We start from the raw sequence: 18,764 nt of genomic DNA on the forward strand, positions 1-18,764 counted from the left end.
AGAAGACGTCGGGCACGCGGCCCGAGCTTCCAGAGTACTAAACGTTCGAGCCTTCCGATCCGTTCCCTGGGAGCCGGCGGGGAGATCGCAGACCGGCGGCTCGGAGGAGCGCGTCGGCCTTCACGCGCACCTCGTCCAGCTCCTCCTCGGGCACCGACAGCGCCGTGATACCGCCTCCTGCGCCGATCGTGACGGTGTCGCCGCGAAATCGCAGGCTGCGGATCACCATGGCCAGGTCTGCGGAGCCGTCGAGGCCCAGCACTCCGAAGCAGCCTGCATAGACCCCCCGCGGTCCTCCTTCGAGAGCGGCGAGGATGGCCATCGCGGAGAGCTTCGGGGCACCCGTCATCGAACCGGCCGGAAACGCCGCGGTCAGCGCGTCGACCGCCCCGAGACCGGGTCGCAGCGTGCCCTCGACCGTGCTCACCAACTGATGGACCTGTGCGTAGCTCTCGACCTCGAGCAGGTGCCGGACCCCGACACTGCCGGTGACGCTGACCCGGCCGAGGTCGTTGCGCATGAGGTCGACGATCATGACGTTCTCGGCGCGCTCCTTCTCGCTGGCCTCCAGCTCGGCGCGGAGGCGCAGATCGTCCGCGAGCGTCGCGCCGCGCGGCCTCGTGCCTTTGATCGGCTTGGTGCGGACGCCGCCTTCTGCCGTCACGAGGAGGAACTGCTCGGGCGACGAACTCACCAGGGTCTCGCCTGCGATCCGGAGGAAGCCCGCGTGATGCGCGGGGCTGCTGCGACGCAGTCGGAGATGGACGGCCAGCGGGTCGGCACGGGCGGCGGCCGTCGCGGTGTTGGTCAGGCACAGCTGGTAGGCGTCTCCGGCGCGGATGGCCTCCTGGCAGGCGGCGATCATGGCGAGGTAGGCGTCGTCGTTGTGTCGCCACGAGACCTCCACGGCGTCGTCGGGACCCGCGACGGGATTCGCCTGCTCGTAGGCCTCCGCCGCGCCCGCGGCGGTGGCGAGCGTGGTCGCCGCCTGCGCGAGCCAGCCACCGTCGTCCGTCGCGTCGACGACCGTGACCGAGCCGTCGGAATGGTCGAACGCGATCAGCCGGTCGACGAGGAGGAACGCCGCGTCAGCACCGTCACCCGCGTGGAACGGCACCCCCAGCGCCGCGGCGCCGGCCTCGTAACCGAGCCAGCCCGTCCAGCCGAGCGGGAAGCCCGCAGTGTCGGACGGGATCGCGGTCGCGTCGCGCAGAGCCTCCACGATCGTGCCCGGGCGCGCGTCGGCGTCGTCCGTGACGGTGCCCGCGGAGACGGACGCGGTGATCAGACGGCTGCCCGTTCCGAGGAAGCTGCGACCGGACTCGGCGCCCGGTCCCGCGTCGAGCCAGACGGCCGGGCCGTGGGCACGCCCGCCGTCCGCTCCCGCCGCGAACAGCGCCACGAAGGCGTCGGCGGGGTCCGCGACGGTGTCGAGCCGGCGCGTGCGCGGTGGGAGGAGCACCGCACCAGTCTGCACCAGGGCGGGGTCCCGAGCGGCCGGTCGCCAGCGGCGAGTGCATCAGGGCGAGTGCACTAGCCTGGGCGGATGGACGCGACGGCCACCCTTCTCGACTGGGCGGGTGACGCGCTCGTCGTGCGTGACGACTGCGAGATCGTGGAGACCGAGCTGCTCGCTGCCGATTCGTTCCTCGTCGCCGCGGGCCGGGCGCTCGCGCTCGGGTTGCACCGCGAGCGATTCGCCGAGACCGCCGCGTTGCAGGGCTTCGCGCACCGCGCGGAGCTCGACGCCTTCTGGGAGGCCGGGGTCGCCCTCCTCCCCGAGGAAGGCCGCTGGTTCCCGCGCTTCGAGCTCGTGCGTGCCCGGGGCGCGCTGCGGCTCCGCTTCCGACAGCGGACGGCTCCCCCGCTCGGGGCCGACCTGGTGGTCGCCACGGCCGCCTCGGACCCGCGTCGGGTGCCGCACCTCAAGGGGCCGGACATCGACCGCTTGAACGCCCTGCGGCAGCGGGCCCAGCGCGACGGCGCGCAGGAGGCGGTGCTGCTCGACGAGGGCCGCGTGACCGACGGGACTACCACGGCACTCCTGTGGTGGCGCGGCGAGACGCTGTGCGCACCGCCCTTCGAACTGGCGCGGGTCGACAGCGTGTCGGCACGGACGGTGCGCGGCATCGCGGCGGCGCTCGGCGTGCCGGTGGAGGAGGAGGCGGTTCGCCCGGCCGAGCTCGAGGGCACGACCCTGTGGGCGGTCAACGCGCTCCACGGCATCCGCGACGTGACCGTCTGGGTCGACGGCCCCGCGCTCGGCCACGAGCCGGCGCGCACCGCCGCCTGGCGCGCCCGGTGCGCTGCTCTCGCGCGCCCACTGCGCTGAGGGCGACAGCCGGGCCCGACACGCCGTCCGACGCGCCGTGCGGCGCGCCGCCTCGGCGGCGAATCGGGACGAGTCGGTCGAGCGGGGCGGCGGCTACGCGACCAGGGTGCCGTCCTCCAGGTGGAGGCGGCGGGTGACCAGCGGGTCCGCGACGTCGAGGTGGGAGATCAGCACGACGGTGCGGCCGTCATCGGCGGCCGTGCGGAGGATGTCGTGCACGATGCGGCCGGCGACGGCGGCATCCACGTTGGCCGTCGGCTCGTCGACGACGAGCACCGGGAAGTCGGCCAGCAGGGCGCGCGCGAGCGCGATCCGTTGCGCCTGGCCCCCCGACACCAGGGCGCCGCGTTCGCCGACCGGAGTGCCGAGTCCGCCGCGGGAGCGCGTCCACTCCCCCAGACCGACGCGCTCCAGGACCGCCAGCAGCTCGTCGTCGGTCGCCGTGTCGCGCGCGAAGAGCAGGTTCTGCCGGAGGTCGGAGTCGAACAGGTAGGGGCTCTGCTCCACGAGCCCCACGACGCGGCGCACATCGTCCTGGCGGACGTCGTGCACCTCCGTCCCATCGATCGTGTACGAGCCGTCGAGGTCCAGAAAGCGCACGAGGACATGCGCCAGAGCGGTCTTGCCCGCCCCGGTCGGCCCGGTGAGGACCACCCGCTCGCCCGCGCGGAGGTCGAGCGCGACGTCCCGGAGCACGGGCGACGACGACCCCGGCCACTGCGCACGCGCCAGGCGCACGCGGAGATCGGGGACGCCAGGGACCGCGAGCCCGGCGGCCGACGCGGTGTCCACCGGCACCCCCTCGGGCACGGTCGCCGGCACGGTGTCGGCGATCCGCTCGGCGCTGGCTCTCACGCGTCGCCACGCGCCGAACGCCAGCGGCAGCGAACCGAACACCTCGAAGACGGCCAGCGGCAGGAGGGCGACCACGGCGAGGGACGGGCCGTCGAGCCGCCCCTCCCGCAGTGCGGGAATCCCCGAAACCAGGCCGAGCACGGTCGCGAGACCCGCGAACAGCGACACGGCTCCGGCGGTGAGGCCCAGCCCTGCGGCGCGCGTGCGCATCGCACCGGTCAGGCGGGCGGAGGCGGCCCGGACCCGGGCACCGGCCGACTCCAGTGCGTCGAAGGCGACGAGCACGTCGAGGTTCGTCACGAGGTCGTTCACCGACGCCGCCACCTCCGCCCGCAGCGGGGCGACCCCGCGCTCGGAGGCGCCGGCAGCCCACCGGTTCACGAGCACGCCGACGACGAACGCCGCGGCCAGGACGACGAGCAGGGCGACACCGGCCGCGGGGAGGAGCAGGAACGTCCCGACCACTCCGGCGAGAACGACGATCCCCGCGGAGACCAGGGGCTGGACGACGCGCAGCGCGAAATCCGGGAGCTCGTCGACGTCGTCCGCCAGGCGCGAGAGCAGTTCCCCGCCGCGAGCGCGGTCATCACGCCGGCCGTCGGCGCCGCGCCGGGCTCCGATGCCGTCGGGCCCGAGCGGCACCAGCCGTGCGAAGAGGTCGGCGCGGATGGCGCCCAGGCGTCCGAAGGCGGCATCGTGCCCGGCGAGGCGCTCCAGGTAGCGGAAGAAGGCGCGCCCGAGCGCGAACGCGCGGACCCCGACCACCGCCAGCGAGATGTACATGAGCGCCGGCTGCTCGGCGGCGCGCGTGATCAGCCACGCCGAGACCCCGAGCAGCGCGACAGCGCAGGCCCCGCTCAGTGCCCCGAAGGCGATGGCCACCCAGAGCCGGCGGGCGGGCGGCAGCGCGAGGCGCAGGATGCGGCGGGTCTGCTCGCGCATCTCGGGGACCGGCGTCGCTCCGGGCGCGGCGGGCTCAGCGAGCGACACGGGTCAGCACCCCCGGCCGCAGAAGGAGGTCGGCCGCGGCGACCACGGCCTCCCGGTGGCTGACGACGAGCACCGCCGCACCGCTGTCCGCGACGCGGCGCAGAGACGACACCAGTTCGGCCTCGGTGGACGCGTCCAGGGCGGAGGTCGGCTCGTCCAGGATCAGCACGGGGCACGACCGCGACCGCAGCCGGTAGAGCGCCCGGGCGACGGCGACCCGCTGCGCCTGGCCGCCGGAGAGACCGGCGCCGCCGGCCCCCACCACGAGCTCGGGAGCGAGTTCCGGGGCAGCCGCGTCCCGCAACGCCTCGGCGACACGCCGCGCGGACGGCTCGGGATCGCCGAGCGCCACGTTCTCGCCGACGGTGCCGGCCACCAGGCCGGGGCGCTGTCCCGCCCAGGCGATCGCTCCGCGGCGCCCGGGCGCGTCGCGATGTCCACCGACGGCGATCGAGCCGCTGTGCGCGACGAAACCGAGCACCGCGGCCACCAGGCTCGACTTGCCCGTCCCGCTCGGCCCGGTCAGCACGGCGAGCGTGCCCGGAGTCACCTCGGCGGAGAACCCCGAGACGACCTCCCGCGCGTCATACGCGATGCCGACGTCGGTCAGCACCAGGCCGGGCGCGCCGTCACCGGCGACGCCGCCGTCACCGGCGAGGCCGTCGACCGCCTCGGACGATGCCCGGCTCGCGGCGTCCAGCACCTCGAACGCGCCGGCGGCGGCCGCCATCCCCTCGGTTGCGGCGTGATAGGCGGCGCCCACGTTGCGCAACGGCAGGAACGCCTCGGGCGCGAGCAGCAGCACGAACAGCCCCACCGACAGTTCGAGTGAGCCGCCGAGCAGCCGGAGACCGATCGCCACCGCGATGAGTGCGACCGACAGGCTGGCTGCGAGTTCGAGCACGAAGCCCGAGAGGAACGAGATCCGTAGGACCTTCATGGTGCGCGAGCGGTACTCCTCGCTCACCCGGCGGATGCGCGCCTCTTGACGGTGCTGCCGCCCGAACAGGGTGAGAGTCGGGAGGCCCGCGACGACGTCGAGGAACCCCTTCGACAGCGCCGACAGCGCCGACCACTGCTTCTTCTGCGCGGCCTGCGTCGCCCAGCCGACGAGCACCATGAAGACCGGGATGAGCGGGAGCGTCAGGACGAGGATGATCCCGCTGGTGAGATCCTGCCAGCCGATCACCAGGACGAGCAGCGGCATCGTGACCGCTGTCGCGATCAGCTGCGGGAGGTACCGGCTGAAGTAGCCGTCGAGCGCATCCATTCCGCGTCCGGCCACGAGCGTGAGCTCGGCAGTGCTGCGTCCGGCCAGCCCGCGCGGGCCGAGCCGCCCGAACGCCGCCACCAGCTGTGAGCGCAGCTGCCCGACGGCGGCGGCTCCGCCGCGAGCGGACACGGCCTCCGCGAGCCACAGCAGCGCGCCGCGCACGACGACCACGACGACGAGCCCGGCGAACAGCGCACCGAGTTCGCCGAGCGCCGCGCCGGCGATCGCGCGGACCACCAGCTGGGTGACGAGCCAGGCGAACGCCACGACGGCCGCGGTCTGCAGCACGGCGACGACTGCGCCTCCGGCCAGCGTGAGTCGGGTCGCGGACGCGTAACGGAGGAGCCGGGGATCGAGCGGGCGCATCTCAGACCACGGCCGGTTCGGGCTCCGGGTGGTCGTCCGGAATGTGCGCGCGCGTGACGCGCTTGCGGAAGACCCAGTACGTGAAGCCCTGGTAGAGCAGGATCAGCGGGAGGAAGATCACCGCCACCCAGGTCATGATCGTCAGCGTGGTCTCCGAGCTGGACGCGTTCGCGATGGTCAGGCTGTTCTCCGGGTTCGGCACCGAGGGCATCACGTTCGGGAACAGCGCGGTGAACAGCGCCGCGACGGCGAGCGCGATCGTGGCCGCCATGAATCCGAACGACCAGCCCTCCGCGCCGCGGAGATTGAGGACCCAGGAGGTCACGAGCGCGACGGCGGCGAGCAGCGCGAGGATCAGGAGCACGACAGAGAAGTGCGCGATCACCGTCCAGGCGAGGAAGGCCGCCGCGACCACGATCGTGAGGACGCCCGATCGGGTGGCGAGCGTGCGGGCGCGGCGGCGGATGTCGCCGTCGGTCTTCAGCGAGACGAACACGGCGCCATGGGTGAAGAACAGGAGCAGCGTGGTCAGACCGCCGAGCAGCGCGTAGCCGTTCAGGAGGTCGAAGAGCGTCCCGGTGTAGTCGTGGTGCGCGTCGAGTGCGACACCCTGCACGATGTTGGCGAACGCGACGCCCCACAGCAGCGCGGGCACCGCCGAGCCGATCACGATCATGGCGTCGAAGCGGCGCTTCCACCGCGACTCCGGCCGCTGGTGCCGGTACTCGAACGACACCCCGCGCAGGATGAGGGCGATCAGGATGAGCAGCAGCGCGAGGTAGAAGCCGCTGAACAGGGTGGCGTACCACTCCGGGAACGCGGCGAACAGCGCGGCGCCGCCGACGATGAGCCAGGTCTCGTTGAGGTCCCAGACCGGGCCGATGGTGTTGATGAGCACGCGCCGGTCGGTCTCGTCCCTGCCGAGGAAGGGCAGCGACATCCCGACACCGAAGTCGAAGCCGTCGAGGACGAAGTAGCCGATGAAGAAGAAGCCGATGATGCCGAACCAGAGCACTGCGAGATCCATTGTGCGTCTCCTTCTAGTAGACCGTCGCGACCGGGACGTGCTTGCCCTCCTCGTCGAGGTGGTCCTCGACGGGGGCGGGGCCCTTCTGCGCCGCGCGTTTGATGAGCTTGAACTCGACGACCGCGAGCGCTCCGTAGACGGCGGTGAAGGCGAGCAGCGAGATCAGGACCTCGAGGCCGGTCGTACCGGGCGAGACGCCGTCCTGGGTCTTCATGAGGCTGAACACGATCCAGGGCTGCCGGCCCATCTCGGTGAAGATCCAGCCGACGATCATCGCGGCGAGCGAGAGCGGCATCGCCCAGATCGCGACCTTCCACATCCAGGCCCACGGCGGTGTGCGGCCCTTGCGGGTGAACCAGAGGCCCACCACGGCGACCAGCACGTGCAGGAGGCCGAGGCCGATCATCCAGCGGAACGCCCAGTACGTGACCCAGATGATCGGGGTGTAGTCGCCGGGGCCGTAGAGCTGCACGTATTGGGCTTGGAGGTCGTTGATGCCCTCGACAGTCCCGTCGAGCGTGTGCGTGGACAGGAACGACAGCAGGTACGGAACGCGGATCGAGAACAGCTCGTGGACGCCGTCGGGCGTGCCGAGTGTGAAGATCGAGAACGAGGCGTCCGCACCGGTCGAGGTCTTGTAGAGCGCTTCGGCCGCCGCCATCTTCATCGGCTGCGTCGAGACCATGGCGAGGCCGAGCTGGTCGCCGCTGACGACGCTGCCGATTCCGGCCACGACCATCATCCAGAGGCCGAACTTCAGCGCGGGGCGCATGGTCTCGAGGTTGCGGTTGCGCGAGAGGTGCCAGGCGGCGACCGCGATGATGAGGCCGGCCGACACCATGAAGCAGCCGAAGATCGTGTGGGGGAACGCCGCGAGAGCCACTTTGTTGGTCAGGACGGCCCACAGGTCGGTCAGTTCGGCTCGGCCCTTCGCCGGATCGAGCTTGTAGCCGACCGGGTTCTGCATGAAGGCGTTGGCCGCCAGGATGAAGTAGGCCGACAGGATGGTGCCCGCTGCGGTCACCCAGATGGTGGCGAGATGCAGCCCTCTCGGAAGTTTGTCCCAGCCGAAGATCCAGAGGCCGATGAACGTCGCCTCCAGGAAGAACGCGAGCAGGCCTTCCAGTGCCAGCGGGGCGCCGAAGATGTCGCCGACGAAGCGCGAGTAGTTCGACCAGTTCATGCCGAACTGGAACTCCTGCACGATGCCCGTCACGACACCCATGGCGAAGTTGATGAGGAACAGCTTGCCGAAGAAATGGGTGAGCTGGAGGTAGTGCACCTTGCCGGTGCGGTACCAGATCGTCTGGAAGATCGCGACGACGGTCACCAGGCCGATGGTGAGCGGAACGAACAGGAAGTGATAGATGGTCGTGAGTCCGAACTGCCAGCGTGCCAGCAGCAGCGGATCGAGGATCTCGTTCACGCAGCCCACCCTTCCGGTCAAGTTCTACAGTCTGTAGAACTGCTACTTCTACAGAGTGTAGAACATTCACAGCCTCTTCGCGCTACCCTGGAGGCGTGGCTAATCTCGGAGAACTCGAACGAGCGGTGATGGATGCCCTCTGGTCGGGCGACTCCCCCATCACCGCCAACGAACTGCGCGACAAACTAGCGGCCTCCCGAACCGACGGCAAGACCCCGGCTCTCACCACCGTGCTCACCGTGCTCTCCCGGCTGGAGCAGAAAGGCTTCGTCGACCGCGAGCGCGATGCGCGGCCGCACGTCTACTTCGCCGCGCTCTCACGGGCCGGGCACGTGGCCGATCTGATGCGCGAAGTGCTCGAGACCTCCTCCGACCGCACCGAGGCGCTCGCCTACTTCGTCGGCTCGGTCGACGAGTCGGAGGCCGAGGTGCTGCGTCGCCTCCTCGACGCACGCAGCTGACCGGGATGCCCGTCGACTCGACCGCCATCGCGCTCGGGGTGCTCGCCCTGGCGCTCGCGTGGCCCGTTCCGCTCCTGCTGGCCCGAGCGAAATGGCCGGCCGCCGCTCCCGTGCTCGCGCTCGCCCTCTGGCAGTCGATCGCGCTCGCGGGAGGCATCTCGATGATCGGGTCGCTCCTGCTGGCGGGGCTCGAACCCTTCGGTGACGACCTCGCGAGCCGCGTGTCGGGTGCGGCGGCATCGCTCTTCACGGGTCCACTGCCGCCGGACGTCTCCCTGCTGCACACGTTCTTCCTCAGCGCGGCCGTCCTGCTGACGGCGCACCTGCTGCTCAACCTCGCGCTGACGTCGGTACGCAGCCGCCGGCAACGGCACCGCCACATGGAGCTGTTGCGGCTGCTCAGCTCGCCGCTCCCCGACGCACCGGCGACGCGCATCATCGACCACCCGGCTCCCGCGGCCTACTGCCTTCCCGGCGCCCGCAGCGTGACAGTGCTCTCGGAGGGCATGGTCGAGCTCCTCAGCCCCGACGAGCTGGAGGCCGTGATCGCGCACGAGCGCGCACACCTCCGCCAGAAGCACCACCTGCTCCTCGACGCGTTCCTATCGTGGAAGCGCGCACTCCCCTGGTTCCCGATCGCCACCCGCGCTCAGGACGCCGTCGCCCTGCTCGTCGAGATGCTCGCCGACGACACCGCGCGGCGCACGTCGGGCGACGCCGTCCTCGGCGAGGCCATCCGCATCGTCGACTCGACCGGAACGGCCGGCGCGGCGCTCGGCGCGCCCAAGGACCCCCGCACCCCGGAGCAACGCCGTACGGCCCTCGTCGCGCGCGAGGAGCGCCTCACCGCCGGCTACCGCACCGTCGGGACGGGCCTGCGCTTCCTCGTCGTCGTCGCGATCCTCCTGCTCGTCGCCGTTCCGCCGGTCCTCGTGCTCACGAGCTGAGCGCGTGTCGGCCGCCACCGGCGGGCTGCCCGCCGCGCTCACGAGTCGATCAGCCGCCGCCCGCTAGCCTGGAGCCATGCCGGAGAAGCGGGGCTACGCCAAGGGGATCGCCAAACGCGAGGAGATCCTCGCCCGCGCGCTGGAGGTGTTCGCCGAGAAGGGCTATCGCAAGGCGTCACTGCGCGAGATCGCCGACTCGGTCGGACTCAGCCAGGCGGGCCTGCTCCACCACTTCTCCTCCAAGGAGGAGCTGTTCGCCGAAGTCCTCCGCAAGCGCGACGAAGTCGATTCCAGCGCTCAGGGCCTCGGCGACGGCGGGACGGCCACCCTCGACGGCCTCGTCGGCATCGTTCGTCACAACGCGCAGGTTCCGGGACTGGTGCAGCTCTATGCGACCATCTCGGCCGAGGCTGCCGACCCGGAGCACCCGGGCCACGACTACTTCGTCTCGCGCTACGAACAGATCGTCGGCGGCCTCGAACGGTACGTCCGCGCCGAACAGGAAGCGGGGCGCATCCGCACCGCCGCCGATCCGCGCACACTCGCCCGGCTCGCCGTCGCCGTCGCCGACGGCATGCAGGTGCAGTGGATGCTCGACCCGAGCGCCGACATGGCCGAGGCGATCGAAGCGTACTGGTCCCTGATCCGCTCCGCCCCCACGACGTGAACGAGGCGCTCACCTGGACCCTCGAACTCGTCCAGTCCGTCGATCCGATCCTCCGCACCCTCCTGGCCGGGGTCGGCATCATGCTGGAGACGTCGATCCTGGTCGGCCTGATCGTGCCGGGTGACACGATCGTGCTCGTGGCCTCCACGGCCGTCGGGAGCCCTGTCGAGTATGCCGCGCTGGTGATCGCCGTGATCGTCGGCGCGCTCTGCGGCGAGTCGATCGGCTTCGCTCTCGGCCGCTTCTTCGGGCCCCGCATCCGGGCCAGCCGGCTCGGCGCACGCCTCGGGCGGCAGAACTTCGATCGCGCGGAGGCCTACCTCGCCAAGCGCGGCGGCATCGCCGTCTTCCTCTCGCGGTTCCTTCCGGTGCTGCACTCGCTCATCCCGCTCACGGTCGGCATGAGCCCGATGCGCTACCGCACGTTCATGGCGTGGACCGCACCGGCCTGCGTGATCTGGGCGTTCGCCTACGTCACGGTCGGCTCGCTCGCCGCGGGCAGCTTCCGCGAACTCTCGCAGGAGCTGCACGGGGCGGGGTACGTGTTCGTGGCGGTCATCGCGGTGTTCGTCGGCGTGGTCTTCGTCGTGAAGAAGGTCCTCCAGAAGCGGGAGGCCGCCCACATGGATGCGGCGGCCCGGTCGCCCGAGCCGCCGCGCGCGGATTCCTGAGTTCGCCCTACTTCTTGATCGGGTGCTCCTGGAGCCACTTCTTCGCCACGGCGTCGGGCTGGGTCTTGCTGGCGCCCTGGTTCTCGCTGTTCATGGTGATGAGGTCGTCCGTGGTCAGCTCGGCCGACACCTTGTCGAGCACCGACTTGACCGTGTCGGAGGCCTTCTTGCTGTTGATCAGCGGCACGATGTTCTGCGCGGCGATCAGGTTCTTCGGGTCCTTCAGCACGACGAACCCGTTGTCCTTGATGGCCGGGGTCGTCGTGTAGATGTCGGCCAGCTGCACGTCGCCGTTCTTGAGGGCGGTGACGGTGAGCGGGCCGCCCGAGTCGCTGATCGGCTTGAGCGTCGCCGTCACCCCGTAGGCCGACTTGAGCCCGGGGATGCCGTAGGGGCGGGTGGCGAACTCGGGGTTCGCGCCGACCGTCAGCGGAACGGTCACCTTCTTGAGGTCTTCGAGACTCGTCACGCCGTACTTGTCCGAGAACTCCTTGGTGACGTTGTAGGCGTCGGCGTCCTGCGCCTTGGCCTGGTCGAGCACCTCGAAGCCCTTCGGCAGCGCGTCGTTCAGGGCGGCGTAGACGTCGGCGCTCGAGCTCGCGGTGCTGTTCTTGTCGTAGAACTGCAGCAGGTTGCCGGTGTACTCCGGGACCAGGTCGATCGAGCCGTCCTGCAATGCCTTCAAGTAGACGTCACGCTGACCGATGCTGGGCTTGTAGTTGACCTTGACACCGTTGGCGGCCAGGGCCTGGCCGTAGATCTGCATCAGGATCTCGGACTCGCCGAACGCGGCAGAGCCCACGGTGATCGTGTCGCCCGACGAGGAACCGCCGCTGCTGGAGGTGTTGAACGCACCGCCGCCCCCCGACGAGCACGCGGCAAGGGCGAGCAGAGCTCCCGCCGCGAGCACACCTGCTGCGATGCGGCCTTTCGTGGATCCGAACATGTGATTTCTCTTCTCTTCTGTGTGCGATGGGTCGATGGAAGTCGGTGGATCGAGAGGTTCGCGGGTCAGTTGGCGCCCGACCGCCCGGGAACGGTGACGCCGAGTGGGCGCGAGGGGTCTTTGCGCACCTCGGCGCGCACGGTGCCGGCCGCGACGCCCCGCGGCACGACGAGCTTCTGCGTGATCGCGAACAGCCCGTCGACGATCAGGGCGAGCACGACGACGACGATCGAACCGCCGAGCATCTCCGGGTAGTTCTGCACGGCCAGCCCGTCGAACAGGAACCTCCCGAGGCCGCCGACCGGTAGGATCGCCGCGACCGTCCAGGTCGCGATGACCTGAAGCGCACCCGACCGCAGTCCGCCGAGCACGAGCGGCAGCGACAGCGGCAGTTCGACCTTCGTGAAGATCTGCCACTCGGTCATGCCGATCGCCCGCGCCGCGTCGATGGTGCTGCGGTTGACCGACTCCAGGCCCGAGTACGCTCCGGCGAGCAGCGGCGGGATGGCGAGGATCGTCAGCGCGATCAGCGGAGGGACGATCGAGATGTTCGCCATGATCAGCGCGAGGTAGACGACGAGTCCCAGAGTCGGCAGCGCCCGCAAGGCCCCGGAGACACCCACCGCCAAACCGCGGAACCGGCCGGTATGCCCGATCAGGAATCCGATCGGCAGTGCGATGACGCTTGCGATCAGCAGGGTGAGCAGCGTGTAGACGATGTGTTCGCCCGTGCGTGCCGGGATGCCGCCCGGGCCGGCCCAGTTGACGGGATCGAAGAGCCACTGGAAGGCGGCGATGAAATCGGTCATGCGCCCGTCACCGCCTTCATCGCCGCCGAACGCCGCAGCCGTCCGGTGCGGCGGTCGAGCCGCGACCACGGCATCAGCAGGCGTCCGAGAAGCACCAGTACGAGGTCGAAGACCAGCGCGACGACCATGATGAGGATGATGCCGACCGCGACCTCCTCCGGGTAGTAACGGTTGAGGCCGTCGGTGAAGAGCCGCCCGAGGTTCGGGACGCCGAGAAGCGCGCCGACGCTGACGAGGCTGACCGTCGAGACCGACACGACCCGGAGCCCGGCGAGCAGCACGGGGCCGGCGAGCGGCAGCTCGACCGCCCAGAATCGGCCCCAGGCCGAGTAGCCGATGGCGGTCGCGGACTGGACGACGTCACCGGGCACGGAGGCGAGCGCGTCGGCCGTCGTGCGCACCATCAGCGCCACCGCATAGATGCTGAGTGCGACGACCAGGTTGATCGGGTCGAGGATCTGCGTGCCGATCAGCGCGGGCATCGCGGCCAGCAGCGGCAGCGACGGGATCGTGTACAGGATGCCGCCGATGGTCAGCAGCACGGGCCGACTCACCCGATACCGGTTCGCCACCCAGCCGATGGGCAGCGACACCACGAAGCCGACGACGATCGGGATGGCGCTCAACCACACGTGCGAGAGAGTGAGGTTCCAGACCTGGCCGAGGTTCGACCACAGGAAGTTCACTGTGCCTGCCGTGGAGGGGCGCCACCCTGCGTTACGGCGTCCGCACCACCCGCGACGGACACCGCCGCGGCCTTTGTTTCTTCGGAGGAGGAAGGCTCGGCGCTGAGGACGCCCGCTGTGCGACCCTCGCTGTCGACGAGCACGGTCCCGGTCGTGGTCTGCTCGATGTGAAGGGCACGCTTGCCACGGTCGGCGCCGACGAAGGAGGCGACGAACTCGTCGGCGGGCGATGCGAGGATCTCCGCGGGCGTGCCCTTCTGCGCCACGATGCCGCCCTTGCGGAAGATGACCACCTGGTCGCCGAGGCGGAACGCCTCATCGATGTCGTGCGTCACGAAGAGCACCGTCTTGCCGAGGTCGCGCTGCAGGCGAAGCAACTCGTTCTGGAGGTCGTCGCGCACGATCGGGTCGACCGCGCCGAACGGCTCGTCCATCAGCAGGATGTTGGGGTCGACCGCGAGACCGCGGGCCACGCCGACGCGCTGCTGCTGACCTCCCGACAGCTGGCTGGGGTACTTGTCCGCGAGCGACCGCTCGAGCCCCACCGTGTCCATCAACTCGAGCGCACGCTCGTGGGCCTGCTTCTTCTTGACACCGGTGAGCAGCGGCACGGTCGCGATGTTGTCGACGACCTTGCGGTGCGGCAGCAGGCCCGAGTTCTGCATGACGTAGCCGATGCGACGCCGCAGGTTGACGGGCTTGAGGCTCTGCACGTCTTCGCCGTCGATCGACACGGTGCCGCTGGTCGGATCGACCATGCGGTTGACCATGCGCAGGATGGTCGTCTTGCCGCTGCCCGACGAGCCCACCAGGACGGTGATCTTGCGTGACGGGATGACGAGGGAGAAGTCGTCGACCGCGACGGTCCCGTCGGGGAACCGCTTCGTCACCGAGCGGAACTCGATCATCGGTCCTCAACTCTCGGTCGATTGGGCAGGCTGGTCGGTCTGAACGGGGCCATCGGCTCCAGCCAAACAGCGTTTCGACCAATCCGCAATGAATTGAGTCGGTTTGTGGCGGGAAATCCCAGGCACCATGTGACAACCCTGTCGGGTACCACCGACATTCCCGAGGGTGCGATACCGGGGTGCAGAACCGAGAGGCGTCAGCCCTTCGGGTCGTAGCGCCGTTCCAGGTACTCGCGCGCGACGGAGCGCGCCTCGTCGATGAAGCGCTCGTCGCCCATCGGGTCGTCGAGGAAGGCGCGGTTGATCAGCCCGTCCATGATCTCGACCACGATCTCAAGCCGGAAGGCGAGATCCTCGCCGGCGGGCAGGCCGAACTCCTCCGACAGGATCGCCGCGAACTGCGAAGCGAACGATGCGGTGTGCTCCGGCTCCTCTTCGCCGGGCAGGCCGGAGCGCTCGGCATCGGTGAACCGGATGATGCGGAAGCCCGTCTCGGTGCGGAACATCGCGACGAACGCATCGATCGCGCACTCCACGGCGTTCCACCAGTGTTCGGGGCTCTCGGTGTGGATGGCCTCCACGACCGAGCGCCGGTAGCGCAGGAGCGCACGGTCGCGCAGCGCCTGCAGGAGCACGATACGGTCGGGGAAGTAGCGGTAGACCGTGCCGATGGACGCGCCGGCGCGATCGGCCACCATCGCGGTGGTGAGCCGGTCGAATCCGATCTCGTCGACCACCTCGGCTGCGGCGTCGAGCAGGGCGTCGATCCGCGCAGCGCTGCGCTCCTGGATCGGCTCCGTGCGCACGAGCGGCGCTCCGACGGTGTTCTGTGCTGCGACCAGGTCGTTGATGGGCACGAGGGCGACTCCTTCTTTCTGTGTTCCACGATACGCGTGCGGGTCCCCAGCCCGGCGACGGATTCCGTCCATCGCTCACTTCGGATCATATTCGTGGAAACCTCACCTTTGCTCGGGAAATGCCTCTGACACTCCGAAGATCGGTCCCCCAGATCTGGGGGCTGCGTCCGGGCGGCCCCCCACTCCATGAGAAACTGGTACCTCTATGACTGCCACCCCAGCCAGGCGCAGCGCGAGCGTCGAGCCGATCATGCACCGCGCGGCGCGCGTCGAGGATGCCTTCCACGAGTTCCGCGCCCGCCGGGCGCGCAAGCGGGGGTTCCTGGCGACGGTCGTGCCGTACACCGGCTACGGCGCCCCGTCGTGGGTGCGCATCCTGGCGCGCGTCGTGCTGGCCAAGGATCCCCGACCGGGCAGCCGCGCCGAGCGCAAGCACCGCAAGCGCGAGGAGTCGATCCGCGGTTGGCGTTCGTTCATCAGCGTTCCCGTGGCCGACGTGACAGTCGTGGTCGAGGTCGAGGGCGACCGCCATGAAGTGAAGCCGGACCGCGGCGGCGTGATCGACACCGTCATCCCGGTGCAGCTCACACCGGGATGGCACACGGTCACTCTGAGCACCTCGGAGTCCTCACGAGTCTTCGAAGCGCCGGTCTACATCGTCGACCCGAAGGCCACCTTCGGAATCATCTCCGACGTGGACGACACGGTGATGGTGACCGCTCTCCCCCGCCCGCTGCTGGCGGCGTGGAACACCTTCGTGCTTGACGAGCACGCCCGCGTGCCCACGCCGGGCATGTCGGTGCTCCTGGAACGCCTGGCCGCCGCGCACCCCGGGGCCCCGGTCATCTACCTCTCCACGGGTGCCTGGAACGTCGCACCGACGCTCACCCGATTCCTCTCGCGCAACCTGTTCCCGGCCGGCCCGCTGCTGCTCACCGACTGGGGACCGACGCACGACCGCTTCTTCCGGTCGGGGCGCGAGCACAAACGCACCAGCCTCGCGCGGCTCGCAGACGAGTTCCCCGGACTCCGCTGGCTGCTCGTCGGCGACGACGGCCAGCACGACGAGACCCTCTACGGCGAGTTCACGACCGCTCATCCGGGCAACGTCGCGGCTGTGGCCATCCGCCAGCTCTCCAGCGGTGAGGCGGTCCTCGCCGGCGGCCGGTCCAAGGCCGAGAAGCACAGCGAGATCTCGGGGGCGCCGTGGGTGTACGCCCCCGACGGCGCCGGGCTGCTCGAGCAGTTGCGCGAGCTCGACCTGCTCCCGTGACCGGCCCACGACGCGTGTCGTCGGTCTGCGCGACACTGGGCTCATGACCTCCCGCGCCGACCTGCTCCGGATGCGCGCCCTCGCGCACGCGATCGACGGTGAGCGGGAGAGCACTCCTGCCGACGTCGCACGACGGCTGCTGGCCGTGCAGGCGCAGGACTTCGCTGCGGCGTGCTGGGCGCTGGGCCTGCGCACCGGCGGGGCGACCCGAACCGACGTACTCGCCGAGCTCGACGCGGGAGCCATCGTGCGCTCGTGGCCGATGCGCGGAACGCTGCACTTCGTGCCGCCGGAGGACCTCCGCTGGATGCTGGGCGTGACGACGTCCCGGATGATCGCCGGTCTCGCCGCGCGCCACCGCCAGCTGGAGCTCGAACAGCCGGACTTCCATCGCGCACGCGACCTCGTCACCGAGGCGCTCTCCGGAGGCCGCAGCATCGGGCGGGCGGAGCTCATGGAGCTGTGGGAGAGGGCGGGCATCGCGACCGCAGGGCAGCGCGGCTATCACCTCATCTACTTCCTCGCCCAGACCGGGGTGCTCTGCTGGGGGCCGACGCTCCGCACGCAGCAGGCGCTCGTGCTGCTCGACGAGTGGGTCCCGCTGTCGCGGCGGCTCGAACCCGACGAGGCCTGGGGCGAGTTCCTGCTGCGGTACCTGCGGGGCCACGGTCCCGCGACCGTCAAGGACTTCGTCTGGTGGACGAAGGGCACCGTCGCCGGCGCGAAGACCGGGCTGGCGGTGGCGGGCGATGCGGTCACGTCCGTGGAGGTCGACGGAACGACCTACCTCGTGCCCGTGGAGCTCGCGGATCGGGCGGCCTCCACCGCGCAGACCCGCCGCGAACGCGAGTCCGTCCACCTGCTCCCGGCGTTCGACGAGTACCTGCTCGGCTATCAGGACCGCACCGCCGTGCTCGACGCCGCGCACTTCGAACGGATCGTCCCGGGCGGGAACGGCATCTTCCAGCCGACGGTCGTGGCGCACGGGCGCGTCGTCGGCACGTGGCGCCGCCCGGGAGGGCACGGCCAGGTCGACATCCAGCCGTTCGTCCCGCTGACGGCGACGCAGGAGCGGGCGGCGGCACGCTCGGCGGCGGCGTACCGGCGATTCGCCGCCTGAAGGGGACCCCGGCCACGGGCTACGCTGGTCGGGTGGCTCCGAAGTTCCCGGTCAAGATCCGACTGCCCGCGAACATCCGGGCCTCCTCCAGGGTCCCCTTCCTCCAGGTGGCCAAGACCGCGGCCGCCATGATCATCTCCTGGGGCATCGCCACCCTGCTGTTCCCCGGTGAGCTGCCCGTCTTCGCGGCCATCGCCGCGCTGCTGGTCGTGCAGCCGAGCGTGAACCAATCGGTCGGCCGCGCGATCGAACGCTCGATCGGCGTGATCGTCGGTGTCGTGATCGCGTACGTGGTCGGGCTGGCGTTCGGCAGCAACACCTGGATCGTGCTCCTGGCCCTGGTCGCGTCGCTCTTCCTGGCCTGGGCGCTCAAGCTCACGCCCGGCACGGCCAACCAGGTGCCGATCAGCGTGATGCTGGTGCTTTCCCTGGGCGCAGCGAACCTGGAGTACCCACTCGCACGCATCGTCGAGACCGTCCTCGGGGCCGCGGTGGGCGTGATCATCAACATCGCCGTCGTACCTCCCGTGCTGACCGGGCCGGCACGCGCGTCGGTCCTCACACTGGGTACCGAGATCGCGGCGACGCTCGACCGGCTGGCGCACGCCCTCACCAGCCGGCCCACCGCAGGCGAGCGGGATGCGCTCCTGATCGAGGCGCGGCTGCTGCGCCCGATGGAGAAGAAGTCCGAAGCGGCGCTGACGGCCGCCGACGAGAGCCTCACCCTCAACCCGCGGCAGTCCCGCCACCGCGCGGTGCTCGAGCACGACGAGCAGCTCTTCGCCCGGCTGCGGCCGTTGATCACGCGGTCGCTCGGAATGACCCGCGCCTTCCACGACCACTACGACGACAGCCTCGCGGACGAACCGACCATCGCCGCGATCGCCGACGAACTGGAGCGGTCGGCGCACGACCTCCGGCTCCTCACGCGGGACCCCGATGCACCCGTCGAGGAGCCGACCACCGAGACGGCCGGCCTCCCCGTGCTGACGGCGCCGCTGGTCGTCGCGACGCCCAATCCGCGGCACTGGGTGCTGATCGGCTCGCTGATGGAGGACCTGCGCCGCATCCACGCGGAGATCACCGGGGACGACGAGGCCGCCTGAGCCACCCGATCTGCGCGGCCAGGCGATACGGGCAGCCCGCCGGC

The 18,764-nt window shown here is 70.5% G+C and carries 18 protein-coding genes; 8 read left to right on the top strand and 10 right to left on the bottom strand.

Features of this window, described 5'->3' with window-relative positions:
- Positions 1 to 37 precede the first annotated feature (37 nt).
- Entirely contained in the window at positions 38 to 1,462 is a 1,425-nt protein-coding gene (locus Q0Q23_RS00165; protein WP_295117480.1) for an anthranilate synthase component I family protein, read from the bottom strand.
- A gap of 84 nt (positions 1,463 to 1,546) precedes the next feature.
- Between Q0Q23_RS00165 and Q0Q23_RS00170 the strand changes: the two genes are divergently transcribed.
- Positions 1,547 to 2,332 (top strand): aminotransferase class IV, encoded by a 786-nt coding sequence (locus Q0Q23_RS00170; protein WP_295117482.1) that lies wholly within the window; start codon positions 1,547 to 1,549, stop codon positions 2,330 to 2,332.
- 93 nt (positions 2,333 to 2,425) lie between these two features.
- Here the strand turns inward: Q0Q23_RS00170 and cydC are convergent, their stop codons facing one another.
- The 4 genes from cydC to Q0Q23_RS00190 are packed head-to-tail and all read right to left on the bottom strand — an operon-like array spanning position 2,426 to position 8,269.
- Positions 2,426 to 4,177 (bottom strand): thiol reductant ABC exporter subunit CydC, encoded by a 1,752-nt coding sequence (gene cydC / locus Q0Q23_RS00175; RefSeq protein WP_363316224.1) that lies wholly within the window; start codon positions 4,175 to 4,177, stop codon positions 2,426 to 2,428.
- Positions 4,164 to 5,816 carry a thiol reductant ABC exporter subunit CydD gene (gene cydD / locus Q0Q23_RS00180; protein WP_295117484.1) on the bottom strand — a complete coding sequence of 551 codons (1,653 nt, stop codon included), beginning with the start codon at positions 5,814 to 5,816 and terminating at the stop codon, positions 4,164 to 4,166. The genes cydC and cydD overlap by 14 nt, the downstream gene beginning before the upstream one ends.
- A gap of 1 nt (position 5,817) precedes the next feature.
- The gene (cydB, locus tag Q0Q23_RS00185) at positions 5,818 to 6,843 is read right to left on the bottom strand and encodes a cytochrome d ubiquinol oxidase subunit II (protein WP_295117487.1); all 1,026 of its coding nucleotides are present in this window, start codon (positions 6,841 to 6,843) and stop codon (positions 5,818 to 5,820) included.
- Between the two features lie 13 nt (positions 6,844 to 6,856).
- On the bottom strand, positions 6,857 to 8,269 hold the full coding sequence (locus tag Q0Q23_RS00190; RefSeq protein ID WP_295117490.1) for a cytochrome ubiquinol oxidase subunit I: 1,413 nt from the start codon (positions 8,267 to 8,269) through the stop codon (positions 6,857 to 6,859).
- A gap of 95 nt (positions 8,270 to 8,364) precedes the next feature.
- On the opposite strand from Q0Q23_RS00190, the gene Q0Q23_RS00195 reads away from it, so the two are divergent.
- The 4 genes from Q0Q23_RS00195 to Q0Q23_RS00210 all read left to right on the top strand — a co-directional run bounded on the left by Q0Q23_RS00195 (position 8,365) and on the right by Q0Q23_RS00210 (position 11,015).
- Entirely contained in the window at positions 8,365 to 8,730 is a 366-nt protein-coding gene (locus Q0Q23_RS00195; RefSeq protein ID WP_295117493.1) for a BlaI/MecI/CopY family transcriptional regulator, read from the top strand.
- 5 nt (positions 8,731 to 8,735) lie between these two features.
- Positions 8,736 to 9,677, top strand: coding sequence for a M56 family metallopeptidase (locus Q0Q23_RS00200; protein WP_295117496.1), 942 nt, complete (start codon positions 8,736 to 8,738; stop codon positions 9,675 to 9,677).
- A gap of 76 nt (positions 9,678 to 9,753) precedes the next feature.
- Positions 9,754 to 10,344, top strand: a complete 591-nt coding sequence (locus Q0Q23_RS00205) for a TetR/AcrR family transcriptional regulator (protein ID WP_295117498.1) — start codon at positions 9,754 to 9,756, stop codon at positions 10,342 to 10,344.
- The gene (locus tag Q0Q23_RS00210) at positions 10,341 to 11,015 is read left to right on the top strand and encodes a DedA family protein (RefSeq protein ID WP_295117501.1); all 675 of its coding nucleotides are present in this window, start codon (positions 10,341 to 10,343) and stop codon (positions 11,013 to 11,015) included. Before Q0Q23_RS00205 ends, Q0Q23_RS00210 begins: the two co-directional genes overlap by 4 nt.
- 7 nt (positions 11,016 to 11,022) lie before the next feature.
- Here Q0Q23_RS00210 and Q0Q23_RS00215 read toward each other — a convergent pair whose 3' ends face one another.
- The 5 genes from Q0Q23_RS00215 to Q0Q23_RS00235 all read right to left on the bottom strand — a co-directional run bounded on the left by Q0Q23_RS00215 (position 11,023) and on the right by Q0Q23_RS00235 (position 15,221).
- Positions 11,023 to 11,961, bottom strand: coding sequence for an ABC transporter substrate-binding protein (locus tag Q0Q23_RS00215; protein WP_295117504.1), 939 nt, complete (start codon positions 11,959 to 11,961; stop codon positions 11,023 to 11,025).
- Positions 11,962 to 12,026: 65 nt separating this feature from the next.
- Complete coding sequence (locus Q0Q23_RS00220) at positions 12,027 to 12,770, bottom strand: ABC transporter permease (protein WP_295117506.1); 744 nt, start codon at positions 12,768 to 12,770, stop codon at positions 12,027 to 12,029.
- A complete protein-coding gene (locus Q0Q23_RS00225) occupies positions 12,767 to 13,456 on the bottom strand; it encodes an ABC transporter permease (RefSeq protein ID WP_295117509.1) in 690 nt (229 codons plus the stop codon). The genes Q0Q23_RS00220 and Q0Q23_RS00225 overlap by 4 nt, the downstream gene beginning before the upstream one ends.
- Positions 13,453 to 14,364: an ABC transporter ATP-binding protein gene (locus Q0Q23_RS00230; protein ID WP_295117513.1), complete on the bottom strand. Its 912-nt coding sequence runs from the start codon at positions 14,362 to 14,364 to the stop codon at positions 13,453 to 13,455. The genes Q0Q23_RS00225 and Q0Q23_RS00230 overlap by 4 nt, the downstream gene beginning before the upstream one ends.
- Before the next feature lie 197 nt (positions 14,365 to 14,561).
- The gene (locus Q0Q23_RS00235; protein WP_295117516.1) at positions 14,562 to 15,221 is read right to left on the bottom strand and encodes a TetR/AcrR family transcriptional regulator; all 660 of its coding nucleotides are present in this window, start codon (positions 15,219 to 15,221) and stop codon (positions 14,562 to 14,564) included.
- A gap of 205 nt (positions 15,222 to 15,426) precedes the next feature.
- Between Q0Q23_RS00235 and Q0Q23_RS00240 the strand changes: the two genes are divergently transcribed.
- From Q0Q23_RS00240 to Q0Q23_RS00250, 3 genes are read left to right on the top strand one after another with little or no spacing between them, the layout of a single operon-like run.
- The gene (locus Q0Q23_RS00240; protein ID WP_295117519.1) at positions 15,427 to 16,494 is read left to right on the top strand and encodes an App1 family protein; all 1,068 of its coding nucleotides are present in this window, start codon (positions 15,427 to 15,429) and stop codon (positions 16,492 to 16,494) included.
- 43 nt (positions 16,495 to 16,537) lie between these two features.
- The gene (locus Q0Q23_RS00245) at positions 16,538 to 17,614 is read left to right on the top strand and encodes a winged helix DNA-binding domain-containing protein (RefSeq protein ID WP_295117522.1); all 1,077 of its coding nucleotides are present in this window, start codon (positions 16,538 to 16,540) and stop codon (positions 17,612 to 17,614) included.
- 32 nt (positions 17,615 to 17,646) lie between these two features.
- A complete protein-coding gene (locus Q0Q23_RS00250; RefSeq protein ID WP_295117525.1) occupies positions 17,647 to 18,720 on the top strand; it encodes an aromatic acid exporter family protein in 1,074 nt (357 codons plus the stop codon).
- Positions 18,721 to 18,764: the final 44 nt, after the last annotated feature.

It is taken from the genome of uncultured Leifsonia sp. (assembly GCF_945957465.1).
In the GTDB taxonomy this organism is placed as follows: domain Bacteria; phylum Actinomycetota; class Actinomycetes; order Actinomycetales; family Microbacteriaceae; genus Leifsonia.